Source organism: Nocardioides marmorisolisilvae, from assembly GCF_031656915.1.
Lineage (GTDB): Bacteria > Actinomycetota > Actinomycetes > Propionibacteriales > Nocardioidaceae > Marmoricola > Marmoricola terrisoli.
In genome coordinates this window covers 2345528-2366423 of sequence record NZ_CP134227.1, presented here as the reverse complement: position 1 = coordinate 2366423, position 20896 = coordinate 2345528, and the positions used below count along the sequence as shown (strand labels likewise).

The window sequence follows — 20896 nt, the reverse complement described above, 5'->3', positions numbered from 1 at the left end:
GTGGGTGTCCACGTCGGCGAGGTGCGGATGCCTGTGGGGGTGTCGGAGCAGATCGATGGATGGGGTGGTCGTGATGGTGAAGGCGTCTCGGGCGGTGGCCGGACGACGGAACGCATGGGAGTCGCGGGCGAACCGCGTGGCGCGTGGCCCGGCCGCGATGGGGCCGGACCCTGCCGAGGTTTTGCGGCAGCGCCGGGTCGGGCTGGGTCGTCGTACGGCGCGGCGTGCGCTCCGCACCCGGGACCGTCTGGCAGTGGCCATCTCGGCGGCTGAGCGTGAGGCCGGCCGGGCCCTGCGCGGGCTGTGCGGCGAGGGCCTGTCGTTGGCGGCCGCCGCGCGGGAGGTCGGGATCAGCCGGGATCTGGCGCGGCGACTGGTGAGAGCCGAGGACCCCTCCACAGACCCCCGCGCCCTGCCGGTGTCCACAGCGCCCGGGGCCGAATGTGCGTCCGGGCGGTTTGGGGTCGACGGTCGGGGCGTCGGTGCCCGGGGCGGCCTGGGTGCCGTGGATCAGGGAGGTCGCTGATGTTGCTGTCCCACGCTGTCGTGTTGGCCGAGGCCCGCTCGTACTTGGCCGCACTGGCCGAGACCGCTGCGGGGTTCGATGCGGCGCTGGAGTACGAGCGGGTGCTGCTGCATCTGGACTGGCTACACGACGGCGCCGTACCGCCGGTCATGGTGGTGCCTAGCGGCGATCGGCGGGTCCTCAAGGATGTTGCCGCGCGGGCGATCAGCGACCTGGCACACCACGGCGTCGACCGGCTGGAGCTGGCGATCTGCCAGCAGATGCTGCGGGTCGCCTGGGACATGGACGACCGGTCGTGACCTACGGCGAGAACGTCGCCCAGATGCGGGAGGCGCTGACCAGCCTGCTGGGCTGGCATCGGATCACCCAACGCCTCGGAGGGCCGGGGAACGTCAACGTCCCGGTCACCACCACCACCGAGGAACGCCGAGCCATGGGTGTGACGATCAACCGGTACCGGCTCGCGGTGCTGTCCTGGTGCGAACAGGCGGTCACCGCGGTCACCCCACCCGGGGCCGGTGACCTCAGCGCCGCACATCGCCAGCCCACCGACGATCTCCTCGGCCGGCTGCGACAGACCATCGACGACGCCGAGCCGCAACCGTCCTTACTTGATGCGCTCGCTGAACCGCACCGGTTCGAGCTGATGCAGACCTGGCGCCAAGCCGCACGGGCTGCAGCGTTGGGCGAGCACGACCTGACCGCGGACGTGAACCGGCTGCACCTGCCGCGCGCCCAGATGGACACCGTACTCGCCGATGCCGGCACCCTGGCGCGGGCGATCGCCATCGTCGATGTCCGCTACGCCAACATCCCCGGCTGGACGCACCTGTCCGGCCGGCACCTTCTCGAGCGGGCCGCGGAAGCCTGCCTGCACCAACTAGCGGACCGTCGGCTCGACCCCGGCGTCGAGCAGCGCGGCCGCCGGCCACCAGCCGGCATCATCGACGGCCCCGCCCTGCCTGGATTGGCGGGGGTGAACCAGGCGCAGCACAACATGCTCGTCGACCTGGCCCGGCACCCGAACGCGCTCAACCTGCGGCGGGTGCTGTTCGCCCAGGCCAAGCTCTCCGACGCTGCGGCCCGGCATGTCGAAACCGCGGCACCAGAGCTGGCCGGCATCTTCCGGCGGCGGGCCGGGCTGTACCGTGAGATGGTCCATGCCAGCCGCGACGTCCAGGGCCCGCTCGGCGGTGGTGGCTACGCGGTCGCCCAGGCCCAGGAAGCCATCCTCCGCCTCGAGCGCACCCACCCCTCAGCGGAGGACAATCAGGCTGAAGCGCTCCAACGCCTGGCTCGCCTGTGCACCAAGACCGACGCACGCATCGCCACCACCATCGAACGAGGCTTCGCCGAGAAGCTCTACGCAGTCCCGATCACCCTCCCGCAGCTGGATGGGGAACCGACGATCGGAATCCACGCCGCTGAACAACGTTGGATCCCAACGCTGAGCAGCGACCGTGCCCCGCTTCTCGCCGTGACCCGAAGCGAACTGAGGCCGCAGGCTGCAGCATCCTGCGTGCGCTCGTGCGATCTCCCGGGCGACCCGTCCGATCACATGAGCATCAGCGCGGAAACCCACGACATCGGCGCTGGCGCACGAAGCAGGCCAAGCCGTTCCAGATGACAGCACCGACGGCCCGGGGCCGGCCGCTCCTCATCTGGCGCCCCGATGGCAGCCCCTCAACCGGTACCCAACTCGTCCTTCCCCGGATCACCGCACACTCGGCGACCTCCGGATGATCCGACACCACCTCCTCGAGCGCGCCGGTGGAGAGCCGGTGACCGGCCACGTTGATGACATCGTCGAGCCGACCGAGGACGAAGACGTAGCCGTCGTCGTCCACGTACCCGCCGTCGCCGGAGTGATAGAAGCCCTCGTGCTGAGTGAAGTAGGACTCGATGAACCGGTCGTGTGCACCCCAGATCGTGGTCATGCACCCGGGCGGCAGCGGCAGCTCCAAGCAGACTGCACCTTCGACTCCTGGACCCGTGTCCGATCCGTTCTCGTCGAGGATCCTGATTACGAATCCGGGCACGGGCACGCTCGGCGAGCCGACCTTGATCGGCATCGGGTCCAGGCCGCGGAGGTTGGCTGCTACCGGCCAGCCCGTCTCGGTCTGCCACCAGTTGTCGACTACCGGAACGGCAAGGTGCTCGGCTGCCCACCCATAGGTGTCCGGGTCCAAGCGCTCCCCGGCGAGAAAGAGCGTCTGCAGTGACGAGACGTCGAACTGGCCAAGGAGCAGGCCTTCCGGATCCTCGCGCTTCACAGCTCGCAGCGCGGTCGGCGCCGTGAACAACGCCTTCGGCCGATGCTGGGCTACGACTCTCCAGAAGCCGGCGGCGTCGGGCGTCCCTACGGGCTTGCCCTCATAGAGGATCGTTGTCGCCCCGCCGATGAGCGGTCCGTAGACGATGTACGAATGCCCCACTACCCATCCGACATCCGAAGCCGCCCACCAGACGTCACCGGGCTTAATGTCGTAGACGTAGCGCATCGACCACGCCATCGCCACGGCGTGGCCGCCGTTGTCACGGACGATGCCCTTGGGTTTCCCGGTGGTACCCGACGTGTAGAGGATGTACAGCGGGTCCGCCGCATCCACCGCGACACAGGGCTCAGGGATCGTCTCCCGACGAACAGCGTCGTCCCAGTCGACGTCTCCGCCCGAGGACGGTCTGCCCCGATGCTCCGGTCGCTGTTTGACGATGCACGCCCCAGGCTGGTGGTCCGCGAGAGCCAGAGCGTCGTCCACCAGCGCTAGGTAGTCGATGACCCGTTGCCTCTCGATGCCGCACGATGCCGTCACGATCACCTGCGGAAGGGCGTCATCGATGCGCGTCGCCAGCTCGCGTGGTGCGAACCCGCCGAACACGACGGAGTGCACGGCGCCCAGGCGTGCGCAGGCCAGCATCGCGATCACCGCCTCGGGGATCATCGGCAGGTAGAGCGACACCCGGTCGCCACGCGAGACGCCGTGCCGCCGGAGTACGGCGGCAAACTTCGCGACCTCGTCAGTGAGCCGGGCGTAGGTGTACTGCGCGCTCCGACCGCTTACTGGGCTCTCCCAGATCAGGGCGATCCGGTCGCCGTTCCCCGCGAGCACGTGGCGGTCAAGGGCGTTGAAGCAGGTGTTGAGCTTGCCGTCGGCGAACCACGACGACGCCGGGTCGAGCGACCTGTCGAGGATGCGCGTAGGCGGCTGGACCCAGTCGACCAGTGCCGCGGCGTCATCCCAGAACCCCTCCGGATCGCCGATGCTGCGGGCGTAGGTCTCCGCATAGGTGCCGCTAACCATGGCTGCCCCTTGCTGTGGTGGTGGCAACCAGCTCGATTGCCGCCAAGGCGGTGATGATGGCCGCGTCGTCGAGGTCGCGGTGGGTGACCAGTCGCACGAGCCGTCCGCCGTACGCCTTGGCGCGAACGCCCTGCGCGGCGAGCAGCGCGAGGAATTGTGGCGCTGTCAGGCCGAGCCGGTCCGGCGAGAACTGGACAATGTTCGTGTGCACGTCATCGGGGTCGATGGATCCGGGCATCAGGGCAGCCACCCCTTCGGCCAGAAGCCGCGCCCGCCGGTGGTCCTCCGCCAGCAGGTCGACGCCCTCCTCGACGCCGATGCGTGCAGCGGCGGCGAGCACTCCGCTCTGCCGCATGGCGCCACCGAGCCGCTTGCGGATGATCCGTGCGCGTTCGATGACCTCAGCCGGACCGAGCACCATCGCGCCGGCAGGCGCGCCGAGACCCTTGGAGAAGCAGACGCTGATGGTGTCGGCCAAGCCGGCCCACCGGTGGACAGGGATACCCGAGGCCACCTGCGCGTTGAAGATGCGAGCACCGTCGATATGTACGGCGGACCCTCCGCGCCGGGCGACCGCAGATGCGGCTGCGCACAGGGCGAAGTCCGGCACGCAGCCACCACGGGTGGCGTGTGTGACTTCCAAGGTCACCACGGCGGTGCGTGGGCTATGGTCGTCCCCGGAGCGAACGGCCTCGGAAAGCTCGGTGACCGACATCAGCCCCCTGTCGTAGGCAAGGCTGCGTGTGACGAGCCCGAACAGGGCCAAGGCACCGCCCTCATAGTTGAGAACATGCGCGTCTTGGTCACACAGCACCTCCTCGCCGGACCGTGCCTGCGCGGCGATGGCCACCAGGTTGCCCATGGAACCGGATGGGACGAAGAGGCCGGCCTCCTTCTCGAACAGCTGGGCACACAGCTCCTGGAGGTCGTTGACCGTAGGGTCGTCACCGTAGACATCGTCACCCAGCTCGGCAGTCACCATCGCCGACAGCATCGCGGCGGACGGCTTGGTCCCTGTGTCCGAGCGGAGGTCGATCACGGCTGCCTCAGCCACCAAGGTAGGCCCGCTCGACGGCGTCCTCCTGGGTGAGGGCCGCCGCCTCCCCCGAGACCTGGACCGTTCCGGCATGCAGGACGTAGGCGTGGTCGGCGATCTCGAGCGCGGCGCGTGCATTCTGCTCGATCAAGACGATCGTGGTGCCCTCGTTGCGCAGACGTTCGACCAACATCAGGACCTGGTCGATGAGCTTGGGCGCGAGGCCCAGGGAGGGCTCGTCGAGCATCAGCACCTTCGGACCGGAGATGAGGGCTCGCCCGATGGCAACCATCTGCTGCTCGCCGCCGCTCAGCATGACGGCACGAGTGTCCTCCCTGCCCCGGAGGGCGGGAAAGAGGTCGTAGAGGTAGGCGAGCTGATCGGACTCGGTCCCTCCAGCGAGGTCCTTGCGGGCTCCGAGGAGGAAGTGCTCGTTGACTGACAGCGACGGGAAGAGCGCCCTGCCCTCGGGCACCAGGCCGATCCCCGACCGCGCGGTCGCTGTTGGCGAGAGCCGGGTGATGTCTCGGTCGTCAAGCAGCACCCTGCCTCGCCGCGGCCGGGCGACACCCATGACCGCGGACAGCAACGTGGACTTGCCGCTGCCGTTTGCACCGAGAACTGCCGTGATGGCGCCGTGTTCGGCCGTCATCGACACACCCTTGAGAGCCTGGACGTGTCCGTAGTTGACGAACAGGTCCTCAATCTTCAGCGATGCCAATGCCACTCCTTCCCGAGGTGCCCAGATAGGCGTCCAGCACGAGCCGGTCCGAGGCGATGGTGTCTGGTAGTCCCTCGGCGATGAGCTGGCCGAAGTTGAGCACGACGACCCGTGCGGAGAGGTCGAGTACGAACCGCACATCGTGCTCGATGACTGCGAGCCCGACACCGCGTGCGGCGACGGCCCGAAGCACCGCCGACAACTGGTCGGTCTCTCGCTCGTTCAAGCCGGCCGCCGGCTCGTCCAGGAACACGAGCCGCGGTTGGGTGGCCAAGGCTCGGGCGATCTCGAGGAAGTGCTGAAGGCCCGGTGACAGCAGATTGCCCTGCCTGTGCATGAACTGCTCGAGGCCGACCTCCTCCACGCACGCCTCGGCGAGCTCCCGTGCTCGGCGGTGGGCTCGACGACCTCCCGGCAGGCCGACCAAACTGAAGACACCGTCGGCTCGGAGGGTGGATTCGGCGCCGACCAGAACGTTCTCCAGGACCGTGAGACCGTCGAAGACGACCGGATGCTGGAACGTGCGGGTGATGCCGCGCTTGCTGAGCTCCGTCATGCGTGCCGGAGCCCTTCGGGTCACCGGCTCGCCACCCACTGACAATGTCCCGGAGGTCGGCGAGAAGACGCCGGTGCAGGTGTTCACCAGCGTGGTCTTCCCCGACCCGTTGGGACCAATTATGCCGACGATCTCTCCGGCGCCGGCCTCGAAGCTGACCTCGTGCAGCGCCCGTACTCCACCGAACATCTTCGTGACGTTGTCTACGCGCAGGAGCGTCATGGAACCTTAACCTCCTCCTCGGCCCGCTCGGGAGCGTGGGGAGCCTTGCCGGTCACCGAGGGAGCATCCCGACGCCGGTGTCGCAGGTTGTCGCGCAACCGCAGGACCAGACCCCAGATCCCGTACGGCATGCGCAGCACCAGCACCAGCAAGAGCACTGCGTAGATGAGCTGCCAGTACTGCTGGAAGCCACGGAACCACTCCGGTGCCATCACCAGCAGGGCAGCGCCGACGATCGGGCCTCCCACGGTGGCGAGGCCACCGATGATGATCATCGTGACCATCTTGAACATCTCCGCGAACCCGAAGACGTCCGGACTCACGTAGCCGAGATAGTGCGCGTACAGGCTTCCAGCGAAAGACGCAATCGCCGCCGAGACCATCAGGCTTACGACCTTGAGCTGACTGGTGTCGACGCCGAGCGACCGTGCCGCGAGCTCGCTGCGCTTCATCGCCGCAGCCCTGCGCCCGTAACAACTTGTCTGCCATCGCCACGTGAACACAGCGACTACGATGAGAGCTGCCAGCATCAGGTAATAGCGCGCCAGGGGCGATTCGGCGACGAAGCCACCAACGCCCAGAGGTGGGATCCCCCCGATGCCGTTCGGTCCCTTCGTCAGGCCGACCCAGTTCAGGAGCAGCAGCTGCACGATGCCGGTGAACACCAAGGTCGCGAGCGCCAGATAGTGGCCGGCGAGATTGCGGGTGATGATGCCGAGCGGAGCGGCCAGCGCGGCGCAAACCACCATGCCGAGCGCCATGGCCCATCCTGACCACCAACCGAGATCGACTGTCAGGAGCGCCGACACATAGGCCCCGATGCCCCAGAAGCCGACATGGCTCAGAGCGAGCTGGCCCGTGTATCCGAAGATGATGTTCAACCCGAGCACGAGAATGCCGTAGAGGCAGCAGAGCGTGAACAGGTCGAGGTAGTAGAAGTCGTGCGCATACGGCTGCGGGAGGATCACGGCGAACGCCACTGCCAGGACCGGTAGGACCAGTCGTGCCCTCGGCACACCCGTCGCTCGTCTTGCCTTCATGGCTCACGCCTCCCTGAGAGTCGGTTGCCCGAACAGACCGCTCGGTCGCAGGACCAGCACTGCGATCAGCAGGCTGTAGATGATGACGTCTCGATAGGTCGCGCTCAGATAGCCGGCAGTGAGCACCTCGGCCAGGCCCAGGACGATTCCTCCGGCCGCGGCTCCCACCTCGGACCCGAAGCCGCCGATCACCACAGCGATGTAGATCTTGATCATGATGTCGATGCCGCCGCGGCTGGGATCCACGAAACTCAGTGGAGCGATGAGGACCCCAGCCACCCCCGCCAACGCCGCTGCGATGCCGAAGACCAGCAACCTGTTTCGACCAGTGCGGATGCCCATCATGCTCGCTGTCACCGAGTCGTCCGCCGTCGCCCGGAGCCGGATGCCGATCCGGGTGCGATGAAACATTACCCACTGCGCCGCGACGACTGCCAAGGTCAAACCAAGGATGATGAGACCCTGGTTCGGCACCGTGACCGACCCCACCGTCAACTGTCCGCGAACGAGCGCAGTTCCGGCGCGGGGCCGCGGCCCCCAGACCAGGAGGATCACCTGGGCGATGATCAACCCGAGCGCGAGCGTCGAGATGAATACCGCAACGAACGGCTTCCCCTCCAGCGGTCGGAATGCGACGAGCTCGAGCAGCATCCCGATGCCTACCATCGTGAGTGCGACCAAGACCAGCACCAGCCACATCGAAACCGACGCGATGTCGACGTACATGACGCCGAGGTAGGTGCCGAGCAGCACGAGCGCCCCGTGTGAGAAGTTCACCGAGCCACTCACGTTGTGGATCAGGACGAACCCGATGGCTGCCAGGGCGTAGATCGCCCCGAGGAATAGTCCGTTGACCATGAGCTGAAGCATGGAAGGCCTTTCGCGCCGCTACTTGGCCGGGGCGCCGTTGACGACGTCGATGGGCACGGGAACTTTGTTGTGCATCTGGAGGATGGTGGTCTCGTTGACCATGTTTCCGTCGCCGTCGTCGTGGTAGGTGGCGAGCAGACCCTTGTAGGTGGTCGACTTGAGATGCTCGTCCCACTTCTGGGGCGTGTCGACTCCGTCGGCAACCGACTGCACGATGAACCGGCCGGCGTCGTAGGCGGCGAGTGCGAAGGCATCGCCCTCGCGATTCGTCTTCTTCTTGTACCGCTGGAGGAAGTCGCCGATCTCACCCTTGGCCGTCTGCGCCGTGATCACCTTCAGCTGGTTGCCGTAGACGCCGTTGACGTCCTGGTCATCGATCAGGTCGAGCAGGGAGTGCGAGGTGATCCCTGATCCCCAGATGACGGGGGCGTGGTTGCCCTGGGCGGTGAGCGCCTTCAGCGCCACCGCGCCCGAGGCGCCACCGATGAGCTGCACGAAGATCGCGTCCGGCTTGGTGGCAAGGATGCTGTGGACCTGGCCGGAGACGTCCGTGTCGGTCGGATTGACCGCCTGTGTCGTGAGGACCTTCACGCCGTCCTTTTCGAGCTGGCCGCGGACCAGCCCGAGGCCGTCTTGCCCGTAGGCGGTGGTGTCGTAGAGGATCGCGGCGGCCTTGATGTGCAGCTTCGCGTCGAGATACGCCGCCGTTGCCGGCTCCGACAACGCCGTGCTGGCGTACCAGCGGAAGATCTGCGAGGTAGCCGCGCCCTCGGTGATGGACTTGGTCCCCGAGGTGACCAGCAAGGGGACCTTGGCCTGCTCCACCTTCGGTGTCATCGCAAGGACCTGGGTGCCGAGGAAGGGGCCGTAGACGATTGCGGGCCGCTTGCTCAGCACTGAGGACAGCGCACTCAGCGCGACCGTGTTCGACTCGCCACTGTCCTCGACGACCAGGTTGACCTTCGTGCCCGTCTTCTTCTCTTCATCGGCAACGCCCATCTCGAGCGCTGCTCGTTGAGCCTGACCGAAGTCGGCGCCAACGCCCGTCAGGGTGAGGACGGCGCCGACCGTGACCTCGCCGGAACTGCTCGCTCCCCCGCCGCAAGCGGTGGTGGCGAGCAACATTCCTGTGACCGCAACTGCGGCCGTAAGGTTTCGTACTCTCATCGGGTTCTCCTAGGTGGAAGGAAGGTTGTCTCAGACATTTCCGGGACGGGGGCTGAGCGCTGCGGGTGAGTAGTGCACGTGCACCGCCTTCCATTCACCGTCCACGCGCTTGTAGATCTCGGTCGCTCGCGACACGGTCGGCAGTGACTGGTCGACCGGGCCACGGCTGCCTTCGCCGACCCACTGCGCCTGGCTCAGACGCAGGCAGGTCAGCCAGGCAACGTCGCCTTCGACCCAGATGTTGTGATCCCAGGAGATCCACGGCATCAGCATGTTGAGCCGCGGCTGGTAGTAGTGCCACAACTTGGACCAGTGCTCGAGTCCCCGATAGTTGTGACCGGTCAGGTTGAAGTAGACGTTCGTCGGTGTGGCGTCCCAAACCTCAGCCAACTTGGCGGTGTCGACCTCGGTGTTGGCGACCATGTAGCGGTTGTGCACTTCGAAGACCGCCTCGCGGTCCTTCGCCTGGTAGTCGACCGACTCATCGGCCGTCGTGCTGACCTTGTTCTTGTCTGACATTGCGCCAGTTCCTCTCATCGGTGCTGCTGTTGTGTTTTCGTTCGCCAGGTTTGCCAGGCGAGGGCGGTTCAGCCGTCCAGGAGTTCGATGACACGTGCCGGGGTGATCGGCACCCTGAGCGGTCGCACCCCGAGGGCGTCGCGGATCGCGTTGGCCGCTGCGGCGGCAACTGCGGGAATGACACCGGTCCCGAGTCCCTTGGCCCCGAACGGCCCGGCTTCCTCGTCCACGGTCTCGACGAGGATCGGCTCGATCTCCGGCATGTCCGGTGCCATCAGGACCCGATAGCCGGCGAAGTTGCCGTTCATCGGCTGGCCGTCCTCGATCTCGAGCGTCTCGGTGAGGGCGTAGCCCAACCCGTGGTGGACCCCGCCCTCGATCTGGCCCTCGGCCCCGAGCACGTTGATGACCTTTCCGGCGTCCTGTACGGCGACGAAGCGCAGCACGCGGACCACACCGGTCAGACGGTCGACCTCCACCTCGCAGAAGTCGGCCGCGACCACGGGCAGGGGATCCAGGTCGGTGGGCGTGTACTCGTGCTCCACCACGACGTCGACCAGGTCCTCGGCCACGTCGGCAAAGGCAAGGAGGCGATCGTCTCCGGCCACCACCCAGCCGTCCTCGACGGTCAACCCCCCAACGGGGATACCGAGCCGGCGAGCCGCAGCTCCCACGATCGCGTCCTGGAGCTCGGTGCACGCGCCCTGCACGGCTCGACCCTGGACATAGGTGCTGCGGCTCGCCTCTGCCCCTAGCGCGTCGTACGGCGCTGAGGTGTCGACTGGGTCGACGACGATGCCGTCCAGCTCACAGTGCAGTGTCTGCGCCGCGACGGCCATCATGGTGCCGATGGCGCCTTGGCCCTTGTCCACCGCGGCAATGTGCACGGCGATGCGCCGACCGCCGTCGATCAGGCGGGCGCGACAGATTGACCGCTCGATCAGCCCGGGAATGAGGTTCGTGAATCCGGCGTGATGAAGCCCGAGTGCCATGCCTCGGCCGCGTGCGAAGCGTCCGTCGGAATGAGGGATCGGCGTGTTCCAGCCGATGGCCTCCTTGCCGCGGGCCACGCACTCCTCGAGCCCCAGCGCTCGAACCGGTGTCCCGCCGGGCAGGAGGTCGCCGGGACGGATCGCGTGTCGCATTCGATACTCGATCGGGTCGACGCCGAGCTCGCGGGCGATCTCGTCGATCTGCGATTCCATGGCGAAGTGGATCTGCGCCGTCCCCACCCCGCGGTAGGCACCGCAGGGAACCTGGTTGGTGTAGACCGCTGCTCCGCGGAACCGAAGGTTTTCCGTGTGGTAGAGCGTGGCCCACTTGCCAGCCATGCTGTTGATCACGATGTAGCCGAAGCCGTAAGCACCCGAGTCGAGCAGTACCTCGGCCCCTCGGGCGAGTAGCGCTCCATCCTCGGCGACACCCGTGGTCAGCTTGATCCGAGCGGGATGACGGGTCACCGTCGTGGTCATGCTCTCCTCCGGTGTCAGCAGGAGTCGGACCGGGTGGCCGGTGTGACGCGACAGCAAGGCGCACAGTGGCTCTAGGCTGGGAATGAGGGAGTTCTTCAGTCCAAAGGTGGCGCCGAGCGCCTCCGGCGGCGTGACGACCACCGTCGACTCGTCGACTCCGAGGACCTCGGCCAGCTGCTCGCGCATGTGGAAGATGTTGTCGAGGTGGGTGACCACATCGATTCGGCCGTCGGCATGCCAGGTGCAGATGCACCCCATAGGCTCGATCGTGGAGGCGCACTGGCGCTGGGTCTCGAACTCGTGAACGAAGACACGTGAGGCTCGAGCGAGCGCGCCGTCGAAGTCGCCACGCTCGAAGTCACTGCGTGGACCGGCGAGGTTGCCGGATGCCTGCGGGAACAGTTGGTCCTCCGCTCGCAGCGACTCCTCGGGGTCGAGGATCGGCCGCAGCTCTTCATAGTCGACGAAGACCAGGGCCGCCGCGTCCTGCGCCGCACGACGAGTCTGCGCCACCACGGCAGCGACGGCGTCCCCGACGAACATCGGACTGTCGGTGAGCACGCCTTGGACCTGCGGCGACTCCGGGAACGGCCGTACCGGATGGACCAGGCCCAGATCCTCGGCACGGACGACGGCGACGACACCGGGGACGGCGAGTGCCTCGGAGGTGTCCACCGAGATCACCCGTGCCCGTGGGAACGGTGAGCGCACCACAGCGGCCTCGAGCATGCCCGGAACCCGCGTGTCGGACAGGTAGTCGACGCGGCCACTGGCCTTGGCGAGTGCATCGGGTCGGCTGAATCGGCGGCCGACGACGCCGGTGCCCGTCACGGTGCCACCTGCTTGGCCTCGTACACGGCATCGATGAGTTTGGCATAGCCGGTGCATCGGCAGATGTTCCCGACGAGGTAGTCGCGGACGGACGCCCGAGATCTGCAGGCAGCGTCCGGCATCCCAACGGCCGACATCACGAACCCCGCGGTGCAGAAGCCGCATTGGACGGCTCCGAGCCGCGCGCACGCGGAGATGACCTCGGCGCCCTCCGGCTCCTCGCGGGCGCCTTCGATGGTCGTGATGACGGCGTCGACGCAGTCACCCGCGATCATGCAGCAGGCGTGGACCGGCTCGCCGTCGAGCAGCACCGTGCAGGCACCGCAGTAGCCGACACCGCAGCCGATCTTGGTGCCGGTCAGCCCGCAGTCCTCGCGCAGGACCTCGGCCAGCGTGCTGAACGGGGAGGACGAGACCACGTGGACTCGTCCGTTGACCTTCAGCTCGAACGTCATCGGTGGTGCCTCCCAACTCTCGTGCAGTCCGCGACGGCGTCGTGGATGGCGGCCGCCGTAGCCCTGGAGCGGTAGGCAGCGGAGATCTCAGATTCCTCGAGCATGTCGACGCCGGCGAGGTGATCGCTCACCATCGGATACAGGTCCGGCGATGCGTCGACCTCGAGTCCACGCAGATCGGCCTCGAGCTGCGGGAGCCTCCTCGGGACCGCGACGCAGGCACCCACCGAGACCCGGACGTCTTCGACGACCCCCGCCACGATCCGCAAGGTCACTGCGGCCGCGGTCACCGGATGGTCGGCGCCGCGCCACACGACCTTGCGATAGGAGCCTCGCCATCCGTCCAGCCGTGGGATCCGGCATCCGCGTACGAACTCGTCGTCATCCAGCGACAACACGAATGGGCTGGCCAGGAGTTCCTCGAGCCGGAGGTGGCGTTCGCCCCGGCTGGAGGCGACGATCGCGATCGCGTCATGGCACAGCAGCGGCGCTGCCATGTCGTTGCCGGGGTCTGCATGGCAGAGGTTGCCCACCAGCGTCCCTACGTTGCGAACGTGTGGGGAGGCGATCTGGCCAGCAGCGGACGCGACCACCGGCGCGGCGGCACGCAGCCGACTCTCCGCGATGGCCGCGACCGTGACGCGCGCGCCTACTGTCGCCTCGTTCGGCCCGGTGGCCAGCGCAGTGACATCGGGGCATCGGCGCAGGCTGACCAGCACCTGAGGCGAGGCGAAGCCCAGCCGCATGAGGAGGGCCAGCGACTGCCCACCGGCCAGGATCCTGGCATCGTCGCGGTGTGTCGCCAGAATGGCTGCGGCTTCCTCGTAGGTCTCCGCCGCGACCAGCTGGTCATCTGTGGTGATCATGCTCGGCCCGTCCCTTCGTCCTTGTAGCCGGCTCCACGCAGCACCCGTCCGGACCGGCGCAAGTCGGCAAGGTCACGCGAATGGACCCAGGCCCCGTTGACCATGACGGCCTCGATACCGGCAGCGGTCTGACGCGGGTCCTCGTACGTCGCCCGGTCGGTCAGCCGCTCGCGGTCGAGGACTACGAGGTCGGCGAACCCGCCCGGCACCAGTCGGCCGCGATCGCCGAGCCCGAAGACGTCCGCGGCACGTCCGGTCATCCGATGGACGGCCGCCTCGAAGGACAGGTGCGGCTCGCCGGCGACATGGCGCGTCAGCACCCTGGGAAACGTTCCGTACAGACGAGGATGTGGGCGGCCGCCGACCGGAAGGCCATCGCTACCGATCACGGTGATCTCGTCCGCCAAGGCTGCTGCGACATCGGCCTCGGCCATCGTGAAGTACACGACGGTGACCTGGTCGTCGGTGCGTTCGAGAACCCGGCGTGCCGCCTCGAGGCCACTGCATCCCCACTCCGCGGCGAGATCGGCGAGGCTTCGGCCCTCGATCTCCTCGAATCCGCTGGCGGTGGCGATCACGTAGTTCTCCGCGATCAGTGGTGCCTCGCCCACTGCGCCAAGTGCGGGGCGCAAGGCGGTCGATGCTGCGGTGTAGGGGTACACGTCCGCGGTGGCCCGCGCCCGGGACAGGATCTTCAGGAGGTCGGGCATCCGGCCCCAGTTGCGCTCGCCGGCACACTTGAGGTGACTCACGTGGACGGCGCATCCGGAGCGCTCCCCGATGCGCAGCGCCTCGCGGAGGGCATCCTCGACGCCGTCCGACTCATCTCTGAGGTGGGTGACGTAGAGCCCGTCGGTCGAGGCGAAGACGCGCGCCAGTTCGACGATCTCGTCCTCGTCGGCCGCCCGTGCCGGTTCGTAGCCCAGGCCCGTCGACAACCCCAGCGCACCCGCATCACGAGCTGCCCTCGCGGCCGAGACCATCAGGTCGAGCTCGGGTCGGGTCGCAGGCCGGTGGTCGAGACCGCAGATGGCGATCCTGAGGGCGTTGTGGGCGGCCAGGGCGGCTACGTTGACCGCCGGCCTCACCTCGGCCACGCGCTTGAGGTAACCCGCGGTGTCAGTCCAGTCGACCTCCACAGCCGGGCCGAACACGGCGGCGCCCACTCCCTCCACCATCGGATTGCCCACACCGAGTGGAGCGGTACCGTGACCGCAGTTCCCCACGATGACCGTCGTGACTCCTTGAGCGATCTTCGGGACGAGCCACGGGTCGCGCAGCAGGGCGAGGTCATCGTGGCTGTGGACGTCGATGAAGCCTGGGACGACGTGACGTCCCTCGACGTCGTGGACGGTTGCAGCGTCGGGCACCGGGCTTCCCGGCGGGAGCAGTGCAGCGATGCGATCACCATCGACGAGCACATCAGCCCGTTGTCCGGGACTGCCCGTGCCGTCCACGACGGTCGCACCTCGCAGGACATGGGCCTCAGGCATGGTCGACACCTGCCACGGTCTTGCCGGCAAGCGCGGCGGCGGCGTCCTCGAACGCGCCGCGGTCCACCCGGACCATGCCGAAGCCCACGCGGCCATGACCCAGCTCGGTGTGAGAGAAGCCCGTGGTGAACGCGGGAAGGATCCCGGTCTCGAGCACCTTGGCCACGCTGATGCCCAGCGGCGCCGGCTCGAAGTTCCTGGTCGGGATCGTGTAGCGCGGGCTGGTGGTCTCGCAGATGGCGTACATCTGGCCGACATGGGCCTGGGCTTGCTCGAGGCTCCAGCCCATGGCTCGCGCCAGGCCAGGGGCGGCCGAGAGGGCCATCGCACCGAGACCGATCGTCTCGACCACCGAGGAGTCGCCCACCGGGTGATCCGCGTCGCGCCGGTCCATACCGTGCAACGGTTGAAAGACCTCGATACGCGCCGGCCGCTCGAACCACCCACGGGTGCCGGACACCCGGATCCCGGTGGAGTGGCCGTTGGAGGCGATCGCGGTGACGATGCCTCGCGGGCCGCGCGCGTGCAGTCCGTCGGCGAGGACCTTCGCGGCTGCCATCGACGGCGCTAGGAAGAAGTGGCCGTTGTCCCGAAGCTCACGGGCCGCAGCCTCGCCCTGCACCGAGTCGTTCGCCTCGATCAGATGAGGGGCCAAGATGGTGGCGAGCATCGAGGTTGCCGCGACATTGCGGTTGTGTCCCTCGTCCGCCCGCCGTAGAGCGTCGGCCTGAAGCTCCACGACGTCGATCGGATCGGCGGCCTGGATCGCCCGGCTTAGGGCGGGGGCGACGACGGTGGTCAGATACCGCAGACGGTCGATGGTCGTCGGGTCGAAGTCTCCGAAGCGCAGGGCGCTGCCCAGGCCTTCGTTCATCGGCGCGTACCCGCGCATCCCGTTGGCGGCCTCGACCACGACAACCGGTGTCGCGGCACCAACGACGCCGGCCATGGCTCCGACCGCGGAGACCTCATGGCAAGGGCGCAGCGAGAGCGCGCCGTCGTCGACCAGGGCATGGGCCTCGTTGACGTTGCCGGCGACACCTTGGGCGAGGAGGAGCGCCATCACGGCGCCCTTCATCGCAGCCCGGGGCTCACGATCGCCCAACGGCGGACCGGCGTGCAGGAAGGAGGTCCCGCACTCGAGCTCTGGCCACACCGCACCTGCCCGGACGATGCCCTTGAGGTGCACCGCGGACGCCGCCAGGTGCTGAATCTCGTCCTTCGGCACGAGGGGACCAGTGACCAGACGCTCGATCTCGGCGTCCCGGTGCTTCATTGCAGACCGCCATCGGCCATGGCCGCGGCCAGCGACCGCGCCTGACGAAGGAGCCGGCGGTCGGTGTTGAGTCGTCCCACCAGCTGCAGGCCCACCGGCAGGTTGCTGGCGCCTCGGCCGACCGGCAGGTGGATCGCGGGCAGACCCAGGAGCGTGAACGGCGACTGACAGGCCGGATCTCCGGGTTCACCGGCGGGCGGTGCCTCTTGCGTCGCCGCCGGCGTCAGCCACATGTCGACCTCGGCGGACTCAAGGACGGCTCGCGCTTGCGAGGCCGCCTCGAGTGCCTCAGTTCTCACGGCATCGTTCAGGGCGAGGCCGTCCTCGATCGCCGATCGCAGCACCGCAGAGAATTGGGTCGGGTCGGCCCTGAATGCATCTGCGCGCGCCAGCGCGCACTCGCGCACCATTAGGGCGCGATGCGCAGTGCGCAGTTGGCTCCAGTCCAGCGCACTGGCTGTGTTGACGAGCTCGACCTGGCTGGAGGACGCCAGCGCTCGTACGGACCGGTCGACGGCGTCGAGCACCGAGTCATCGCAGACGTCCCGGAACTCGTCGAGGATGAGGCCGATGCGGATCGTTGAGTCGCTGGACTCCTCCGCCGTCGGGCCCAGCAGCACGTCGGCAACCGCCTGCAGGTCGTCGAGTGACCCTGCGAAGATGCCGAGTGAGTCGAGCGACCCGCTGACCTTCACCACTCCCGCCAGGTCGACCGCTCCGTGGCTGAGCTTGAGTGCCGGCACGCCGGTGTACGCCGCAGGTCGGATCACCGAGCCGGCGGTCTGAGTGCCGATCGCGGCGCGGCACATGCCGGCCGCCACTGCCGCAGCTGAGCCGGACGAGGAGCCGCCCGGGCTCCGCGCGAGGTCGTGCGGGTTGCGGGTGGTGACGGTACCGAACCAGCCGTACTCCACGGCGACGGTCTTGCCCAGGATGGTCGCACCCGCGCGGCGCAGGGTGGTCACGATGGCCGCGTCATCCTTCGCCTCAGAGGACTCTTGGCGCCCGATCGCTCCGGCACCGGTCGGCATTCCGGCCACGTCGATGAGGTCCTTGACGCCGATCGTCCACCCTGCCAGCGGCCCGACTGCAGCAACCGCCGGGTGTTCGTCGACGTGAGCCCACGCTCCCGTGACCTGCTCGACCTCACTGATGCGTTCTTGAGCCTGCTTGAGGGTGAGCGGTATCGCTCCGGTGGCAACGCCCGTCTGCATGATCACGTCCACTCCGCTGTTTCCTTCCAGGCAGCCGACAAGCGGGCCGCGTCCGCCAGCGCGTCGGCAAAGGAGGAGTTCCAGAGCCCCAGGCCCAAGGCGATCTCATTGACACCCGCGGACTGGTAGGCGCGCATGCGCTCAATGCAGTGCTCGACCGAGCCGGCGATCGAGATCGCGTCGACCACCTCAGCAGGGAGCGGCACACCGTGCTCGTAGTCAGCAACCAGCCCGGCTGCCTCCTGTGGTCCGACCCCTGTGCCCTCGAGCAGCACCTCGAGCCCTGGCTGGGCGAAGAAGACCTTGAGAACGTGAGCAGCAAACATCTGCATCCGGTCGGCCGCCGCGTCATCGAGTCCACCGAATGCGACGTAGCAAACAGTCTCCACGGTCGGTGCCAGGCCCGGAGCACGCTCGGCTTCGAGTGCGGTGGTGACCGCTGTGCGGGCGGCCCGAGCCGTGGTGCCGAGGGAGAGGACGACGCCGTCGGCGATCTCGCCGGCAAGTCGCAGCGTCTTCGGGCCGATGGCGCCGAAGTACACCGGCAGGGGTCGTCCGGTGAACTTGAGGCCGACCGTCCCTGCACCGTCGTCGCCCAGCGCCGGGATCTCGTCACCTTGCGACAGCGCACGAACGATCTGCGTGGTCTCCCGCAGCAGCGCGAGTCCCGACCGCTTCGCAAGCCCGAGGTTGCCGATCTCACGGCTGTCCCCGAGGCCGAGGCCGAGGATCACCCCCTGCGGGCAGTAGCCCTGAAGCGCAAGCGCCTCCTGGGCAAGGACGATCGGGTTCCGCTCGCGGGCCGACACGATCCCCAGGCCGATGCTCAAGGACGGCTCGAGCGCCGCCAGGTGGGCGGCGGTGACGATCGAGGACCGTTCTCGCGGATTGTCGGCGAGCCACACCCGCTCCAGCCCGGCCGCCACCGCTCCGCGGGCGCCTTCGCGGATCGGCTCTGGCTCGAGATCACTGCTAAGTCGCAAGGACAGCTTCATCGAGGCTCCTAGATCCCGCCGGGCCGGCCGGTGCCGGCCGCCTGGGACTGATGGATGTGGATGACGTGCCAGCCGTCGGCAGTCCGCACGAGGACCGCGGTCAGGCGCTCGGTCTCGCCGTCGCCGACGCCAGAGACCACCCATGCCACGTCTCCGACGATCGAGACCTCCGGACCGTCGAGGCGGTGCAGCAGGATGCCGGGTACGCCAGCCTGCACTGCGAGCGCGATGTGGCCGGCTCCTCGGTAGACGTGGCCGCCGGAACCGAAATGCACCGCCGACGGGTCGCGGTCCCACAGTTCGCAGACGCGCTGGGGTTCGTCCTGCAACGAGGCCAGGGCGCTGAGCACCTCGTCGGCTGCGGAAGCCGCGGCGTACGGGCTCGTCATACGCCATCTCTCCTCATGTGCAAGATGTCGAGCTCGTGATAGAGCTCCTGGGCACGGGTTACTCGCTCCTCCACCGCATTTCCGCCGATCTCCTGCAAGGTGGCGAGGAGGCCGTAGGCGACCGACATGGCTGCGGTCATCGACTGGAAGAACGAGATCGTGTCGGTGGGCACGACGATCGAGTGGTCAACGCCTCGGAGGACCGGAGAGACCGCCGAGTCGGCGAACCCGATGGTCGGGATTCCACGCCTCTGGGCACTGCTCAGAGCGAGCGTCACCTGTCGGGAGACCCTCCAAAAGCTGATGCCCATCACACAGTCGCGCTCATCGAGCAGGGAGAGCGCCGCCATGAGCTCGGGCCCGCCTCGCGTCTCGAGACGGATGTCATAGCCCATGAACTGGCCGAGATGGGCGATGACCGTGCCGACGGTGGCGTAGGTCCCGGAGCTGACGATCAGGGTGTGGCGTGACTCGCTGATGCGTCGGGCGATGGCCTCTACCTGATCCGGCTCCACACTGTGCAAGGTGATCTTGAGATTGTTTATGTCGCTCTCGATCGCGCTCTCGACCCGGCTGCGCTCGGTGGCGGGATCGCGGTCGTGCATGATCTGGTCCGGCATCAGGCCCGACAGGTACCGGTGACGGAGTTGCACCTGGAGCCCCGGCCATCCCTTGAAGCCGAGCGCCTGGGCGAATCGGACCACCGTGGCCACGCTGACGTCGACCCTGACAGCGACCTCGGAGGCTGACTCGAAGGCGGCGGTGCGCGGCTGGCCCTCCAGGTAGTGAGCGATGCGTCGCTGGCTCATGGAGAGCTCGAGCCCCTCTGGAATCGGAACGAACGAGCGCCGGTCGCCCTCGTCCGCTGTGCGGTCCGGAGCCGATGCCGGCTCGGGGGCGATCCCATCGGAACGTCGACGCGCTGCCATGACGACATTGTTATTGCATCGATGACCAATTTGCAATACTCTTTGCACACAATCTTGCGACGGGAGATGCATGGACCTCGACATCAAGGACTCGTTCACCGTTCCCCTGCCTCAGGGGGAGGCGTGGATCGCGCTGATGGACCTCCACCGGATCGCCCCGTGCATGCCGGGCGCTGCACTTGATTCGGTCGAGGGCGACGACTTCGCCGGGTCGGTTCGGATGAAGATCGGGCCGATTCTGGCGAGTTATCGCGGCAGCGGCCGATTCCGCGAGCGGAGTGAATCCGAGGGGCGAGCAATCTTGGAGGCCAGCGGACGAGACGCGCGGGCGGCCGGCACAGCCAAGGCGACGGTGAGCATGCAGCTCGAGCCGGAGGGAGACCAAACTCGGGTCCTGCTCGACATGAGACTCAGTGTCACCGGCAAGCCGGCTCAGTTCGGCAGGGGCGTCATTCGCGACGTCACGTCGAGTCTGTTGCAGACGTTCTCGAGCAATCTGGCCGCCGAGCTCGGTCGCGACGTCGTTCCGGTAGATGGCGTCGGGAGCGAAGCAGGCGGAGGAGACAACAGCGGCCTTGGAGAGGAGCCGAGCGTCCCTGCGCCCGACCTCCCGGGGTCCAGCTCGTTGGACCTGCTCGCAGTAGTCGGAAAGCCGTTGCTCAGTAGGTGCGCTCCGGTGATGCAAGTGCTCGCCGCGCTCGCCGTCGTCTACCTGATCGGGCGCCGCTCGTCACATCAGCACCGCTCCTGAGGCCGCGGTACGACCGCCCCCGGCGCCTCTCAGCGACGCGGCGTCCAGACCAGCGGGTCCTCCTGGGTCGAGCCGCGCCTCCACCTTCCACACCCTGCGGCCGCGCGGCACCGCGATCACCGCGTAGCCGTGCGTCCCCGACCCGGCGCGCGCCGTGACCCGGACTGGGAGCAGCGGCGCGTCGCTCACGCCGCTCACCCGGACGGCGGGAGCCTGGTTGACGCCGAGGTCGTCGACGCCGTGCACCGACATAGCCGGACCGGTCG

General features: G+C 67.9%; 22 protein-coding genes. 4 read left to right on the top strand and 18 right to left on the bottom strand.

Translation table 11 applies throughout. The features are described 5' to 3' along the window. The first annotated feature begins 55 nt into the window (after positions 1 to 55). From Q9R13_RS11325 to Q9R13_RS11315, 3 genes are read left to right on the top strand one after another with little or no spacing between them, the layout of a single operon-like run. The gene (locus Q9R13_RS11325) at positions 56 to 526 is read left to right on the top strand and encodes a hypothetical protein (RefSeq protein ID WP_310961287.1); all 471 of its coding nucleotides are present in this window, start codon (positions 56 to 58) and stop codon (positions 524 to 526) included. Next, positions 526 to 825, top strand: a complete 300-nt coding sequence (locus Q9R13_RS11320) for a hypothetical protein (protein WP_310961286.1) — start codon at positions 526 to 528, stop codon at positions 823 to 825. Before Q9R13_RS11325 ends, Q9R13_RS11320 begins: the two co-directional genes overlap by 1 nt. Next, positions 822 to 2153 carry a hypothetical protein gene (locus Q9R13_RS11315; RefSeq protein WP_310961285.1) on the top strand — a complete coding sequence of 444 codons (1332 nt, stop codon included), beginning with the start codon at positions 822 to 824 and terminating at the stop codon, positions 2151 to 2153. The genes Q9R13_RS11320 and Q9R13_RS11315 overlap by 4 nt, the downstream gene beginning before the upstream one ends. Here the strand turns inward: Q9R13_RS11315 and Q9R13_RS11310 are convergent. The 17 genes from Q9R13_RS11310 to Q9R13_RS11230 all read right to left on the bottom strand — a co-directional run bounded on the left by Q9R13_RS11310 (position 2092) and on the right by Q9R13_RS11230 (position 19879). Continuing rightward, on the bottom strand, positions 2092 to 3828 hold the full coding sequence (locus tag Q9R13_RS11310; RefSeq protein WP_310961284.1) for an AMP-binding protein: 1737 nt from the start codon (positions 3826 to 3828) through the stop codon (positions 2092 to 2094). The genes Q9R13_RS11315 and Q9R13_RS11310 overlap by 62 nt on opposite strands. After that, a complete protein-coding gene (locus Q9R13_RS11305; RefSeq protein ID WP_310961283.1) occupies positions 3821 to 4882 on the bottom strand; it encodes a threonine aldolase family protein in 1062 nt (353 codons plus the stop codon). The genes Q9R13_RS11310 and Q9R13_RS11305 overlap by 8 nt, the downstream gene beginning before the upstream one ends. Further along, complete coding sequence (locus Q9R13_RS11300; RefSeq protein WP_310961282.1) at positions 4875 to 5591, bottom strand: ABC transporter ATP-binding protein; 717 nt, start codon at positions 5589 to 5591, stop codon at positions 4875 to 4877. Before Q9R13_RS11300 ends, Q9R13_RS11305 begins: the two co-directional genes overlap by 8 nt. Then, complete coding sequence (locus Q9R13_RS11295) at positions 5566 to 6363, bottom strand: ABC transporter ATP-binding protein (protein WP_310961281.1); 798 nt, start codon at positions 6361 to 6363, stop codon at positions 5566 to 5568. The genes Q9R13_RS11300 and Q9R13_RS11295 overlap by 26 nt, the downstream gene beginning before the upstream one ends. Further along, positions 6360 to 7343, bottom strand: coding sequence for a branched-chain amino acid ABC transporter permease (locus tag Q9R13_RS11290; RefSeq protein ID WP_310961280.1), 984 nt, complete (start codon positions 7341 to 7343; stop codon positions 6360 to 6362). The genes Q9R13_RS11295 and Q9R13_RS11290 overlap by 4 nt, the downstream gene beginning before the upstream one ends. Positions 7344 to 7406: 63 nt before the next feature. Continuing rightward, positions 7407 to 8261, bottom strand: a complete 855-nt coding sequence (locus tag Q9R13_RS11285; protein WP_310961279.1) for a branched-chain amino acid ABC transporter permease — start codon at positions 8259 to 8261, stop codon at positions 7407 to 7409. A gap of 30 nt (positions 8262 to 8291) precedes the next feature. Beyond that, entirely contained in the window at positions 8292 to 9440 is a 1149-nt protein-coding gene (locus Q9R13_RS11280; RefSeq protein ID WP_310961278.1) for an ABC transporter substrate-binding protein, read from the bottom strand. A 30-nt stretch (positions 9441 to 9470) separates the two neighbouring features. Further along, complete coding sequence (locus tag Q9R13_RS11275) at positions 9471 to 9959, bottom strand: YybH family protein (RefSeq protein ID WP_310961277.1); 489 nt, start codon at positions 9957 to 9959, stop codon at positions 9471 to 9473. A 68-nt stretch (positions 9960 to 10027) separates the two neighbouring features. After that, complete coding sequence (locus Q9R13_RS11270; protein WP_310961276.1) at positions 10028 to 12262, bottom strand: xanthine dehydrogenase family protein molybdopterin-binding subunit; 2235 nt, start codon at positions 12260 to 12262, stop codon at positions 10028 to 10030. Further along, positions 12259 to 12717 carry a (2Fe-2S)-binding protein gene (locus tag Q9R13_RS11265; protein WP_310961275.1) on the bottom strand — a complete coding sequence of 153 codons (459 nt, stop codon included), beginning with the start codon at positions 12715 to 12717 and terminating at the stop codon, positions 12259 to 12261. The genes Q9R13_RS11270 and Q9R13_RS11265 overlap by 4 nt, the downstream gene beginning before the upstream one ends. Further along, the gene (locus tag Q9R13_RS11260; protein ID WP_310961274.1) at positions 12714 to 13583 is read right to left on the bottom strand and encodes an FAD binding domain-containing protein; all 870 of its coding nucleotides are present in this window, start codon (positions 13581 to 13583) and stop codon (positions 12714 to 12716) included. Before Q9R13_RS11260 ends, Q9R13_RS11265 begins: the two co-directional genes overlap by 4 nt. Continuing rightward, positions 13580 to 15076 (bottom strand): N-acyl-D-amino-acid deacylase family protein, encoded by a 1497-nt coding sequence (locus Q9R13_RS11255; protein WP_310961273.1) that lies wholly within the window; start codon positions 15074 to 15076, stop codon positions 13580 to 13582. The genes Q9R13_RS11260 and Q9R13_RS11255 overlap by 4 nt, the downstream gene beginning before the upstream one ends. Further along, positions 15069 to 16352: an oxamate carbamoyltransferase subunit AllG family protein gene (locus Q9R13_RS11250; RefSeq protein WP_310961272.1), complete on the bottom strand. Its 1284-nt coding sequence runs from the start codon at positions 16350 to 16352 to the stop codon at positions 15069 to 15071. Before Q9R13_RS11250 ends, Q9R13_RS11255 begins: the two co-directional genes overlap by 8 nt. Then, a complete protein-coding gene (locus Q9R13_RS11245; RefSeq protein WP_310961271.1) occupies positions 16349 to 17578 on the bottom strand; it encodes an amidase in 1230 nt (409 codons plus the stop codon). Before Q9R13_RS11245 ends, Q9R13_RS11250 begins: the two co-directional genes overlap by 4 nt. Further along, positions 17569 to 18561 carry an LLM class flavin-dependent oxidoreductase gene (locus Q9R13_RS11240; protein WP_310961270.1) on the bottom strand — a complete coding sequence of 331 codons (993 nt, stop codon included), beginning with the start codon at positions 18559 to 18561 and terminating at the stop codon, positions 17569 to 17571. Before Q9R13_RS11240 ends, Q9R13_RS11245 begins: the two co-directional genes overlap by 10 nt. Before the next feature lie 8 nt (positions 18562 to 18569). After that, positions 18570 to 18950 carry a nuclear transport factor 2 family protein gene (locus Q9R13_RS11235; RefSeq protein ID WP_310961269.1) on the bottom strand — a complete coding sequence of 127 codons (381 nt, stop codon included), beginning with the start codon at positions 18948 to 18950 and terminating at the stop codon, positions 18570 to 18572. Beyond that, on the bottom strand, positions 18947 to 19879 hold the full coding sequence (locus Q9R13_RS11230) for a MurR/RpiR family transcriptional regulator (RefSeq protein WP_310961268.1): 933 nt from the start codon (positions 19877 to 19879) through the stop codon (positions 18947 to 18949). Before Q9R13_RS11230 ends, Q9R13_RS11235 begins: the two co-directional genes overlap by 4 nt. 70 nt (positions 19880 to 19949) lie before the next feature. Here Q9R13_RS11230 and Q9R13_RS11225 point away from each other — a divergent pair, with 70 nt between their 5' ends. Beyond that, positions 19950 to 20630 (top strand): SRPBCC family protein, encoded by a 681-nt coding sequence (locus Q9R13_RS11225; protein WP_310961267.1) that lies wholly within the window; start codon positions 19950 to 19952, stop codon positions 20628 to 20630. Here the strand turns inward: Q9R13_RS11225 and Q9R13_RS11220 are convergent. Further along, on the bottom strand, positions 20610 to 20882 hold the full coding sequence (locus Q9R13_RS11220; protein WP_310961266.1) for a hypothetical protein: 273 nt from the start codon (positions 20880 to 20882) through the stop codon (positions 20610 to 20612). The two genes, Q9R13_RS11225 and Q9R13_RS11220, sit on opposite strands and share 21 nt — an antisense overlap. Between the last annotated feature and the right edge of the window lie 14 nt (positions 20883 to 20896).

Bases quoted from the DNA above. Each gene is read 5' to 3' on its own strand.
- Q9R13_RS11220 (WP_310961266.1), bottom strand. From the start codon at position 20,882: ATGTCGGTGCACGGCGTCGACGACCTCGGCGTCAACCAGGCTCCCGCC.
- Q9R13_RS11225 (WP_310961267.1), top strand. From the start codon at position 19,950: ATGGACCTCGACATCAAGGACTCGTTCACCGTTCCCCTGCCTCAGGGG.
- Q9R13_RS11265 (WP_310961275.1), bottom strand. From the start codon at position 12,717: ATGACGTTCGAGCTGAAGGTCAACGGACGAGTCCACGTGGTCTCGTCC.
- Q9R13_RS11310 (WP_310961284.1), bottom strand. From the start codon at position 3,828: ATGGTTAGCGGCACCTATGCGGAGACCTACGCCCGCAGCATCGGCGAT.
- Q9R13_RS11240 (WP_310961270.1), bottom strand. From the start codon at position 18,561: ATGAAGCTGTCCTTGCGACTTAGCAGTGATCTCGAGCCAGAGCCGATC.
- Q9R13_RS11250 (WP_310961272.1), bottom strand. From the start codon at position 16,352: ATGAAGCACCGGGACGCCGAGATCGAGCGTCTGGTCACTGGTCCCCTC.
- Q9R13_RS11325 (WP_310961287.1), top strand. From the start codon at position 56: ATGGATGGGGTGGTCGTGATGGTGAAGGCGTCTCGGGCGGTGGCCGGA.
- Q9R13_RS11275 (WP_310961277.1), bottom strand. From the start codon at position 9,959: ATGTCAGACAAGAACAAGGTCAGCACGACGGCCGATGAGTCGGTCGAC.
- Q9R13_RS11260 (WP_310961274.1), bottom strand. From the start codon at position 13,583: ATGATCACCACAGATGACCAGCTGGTCGCGGCGGAGACCTACGAGGAA.
- Q9R13_RS11285 (WP_310961279.1), bottom strand. From the start codon at position 8,261: ATGGTCAACGGACTATTCCTCGGGGCGATCTACGCCCTGGCAGCCATC.
- Q9R13_RS11320 (WP_310961286.1), top strand. From the start codon at position 526: ATGTTGCTGTCCCACGCTGTCGTGTTGGCCGAGGCCCGCTCGTACTTG.
- Q9R13_RS11230 (WP_310961268.1), bottom strand. From the start codon at position 19,879: ATGGCAGCGCGTCGACGTTCCGATGGGATCGCCCCCGAGCCGGCATCG.
- Q9R13_RS11235 (WP_310961269.1), bottom strand. From the start codon at position 18,950: ATGACGAGCCCGTACGCCGCGGCTTCCGCAGCCGACGAGGTGCTCAGC.
- Q9R13_RS11295 (WP_310961281.1), bottom strand. From the start codon at position 6,363: ATGACGCTCCTGCGCGTAGACAACGTCACGAAGATGTTCGGTGGAGTA.
- Q9R13_RS11255 (WP_310961273.1), bottom strand. From the start codon at position 15,076: ATGCCTGAGGCCCATGTCCTGCGAGGTGCGACCGTCGTGGACGGCACG.
- Q9R13_RS11280 (WP_310961278.1), bottom strand. From the start codon at position 9,440: ATGAGAGTACGAAACCTTACGGCCGCAGTTGCGGTCACAGGAATGTTG.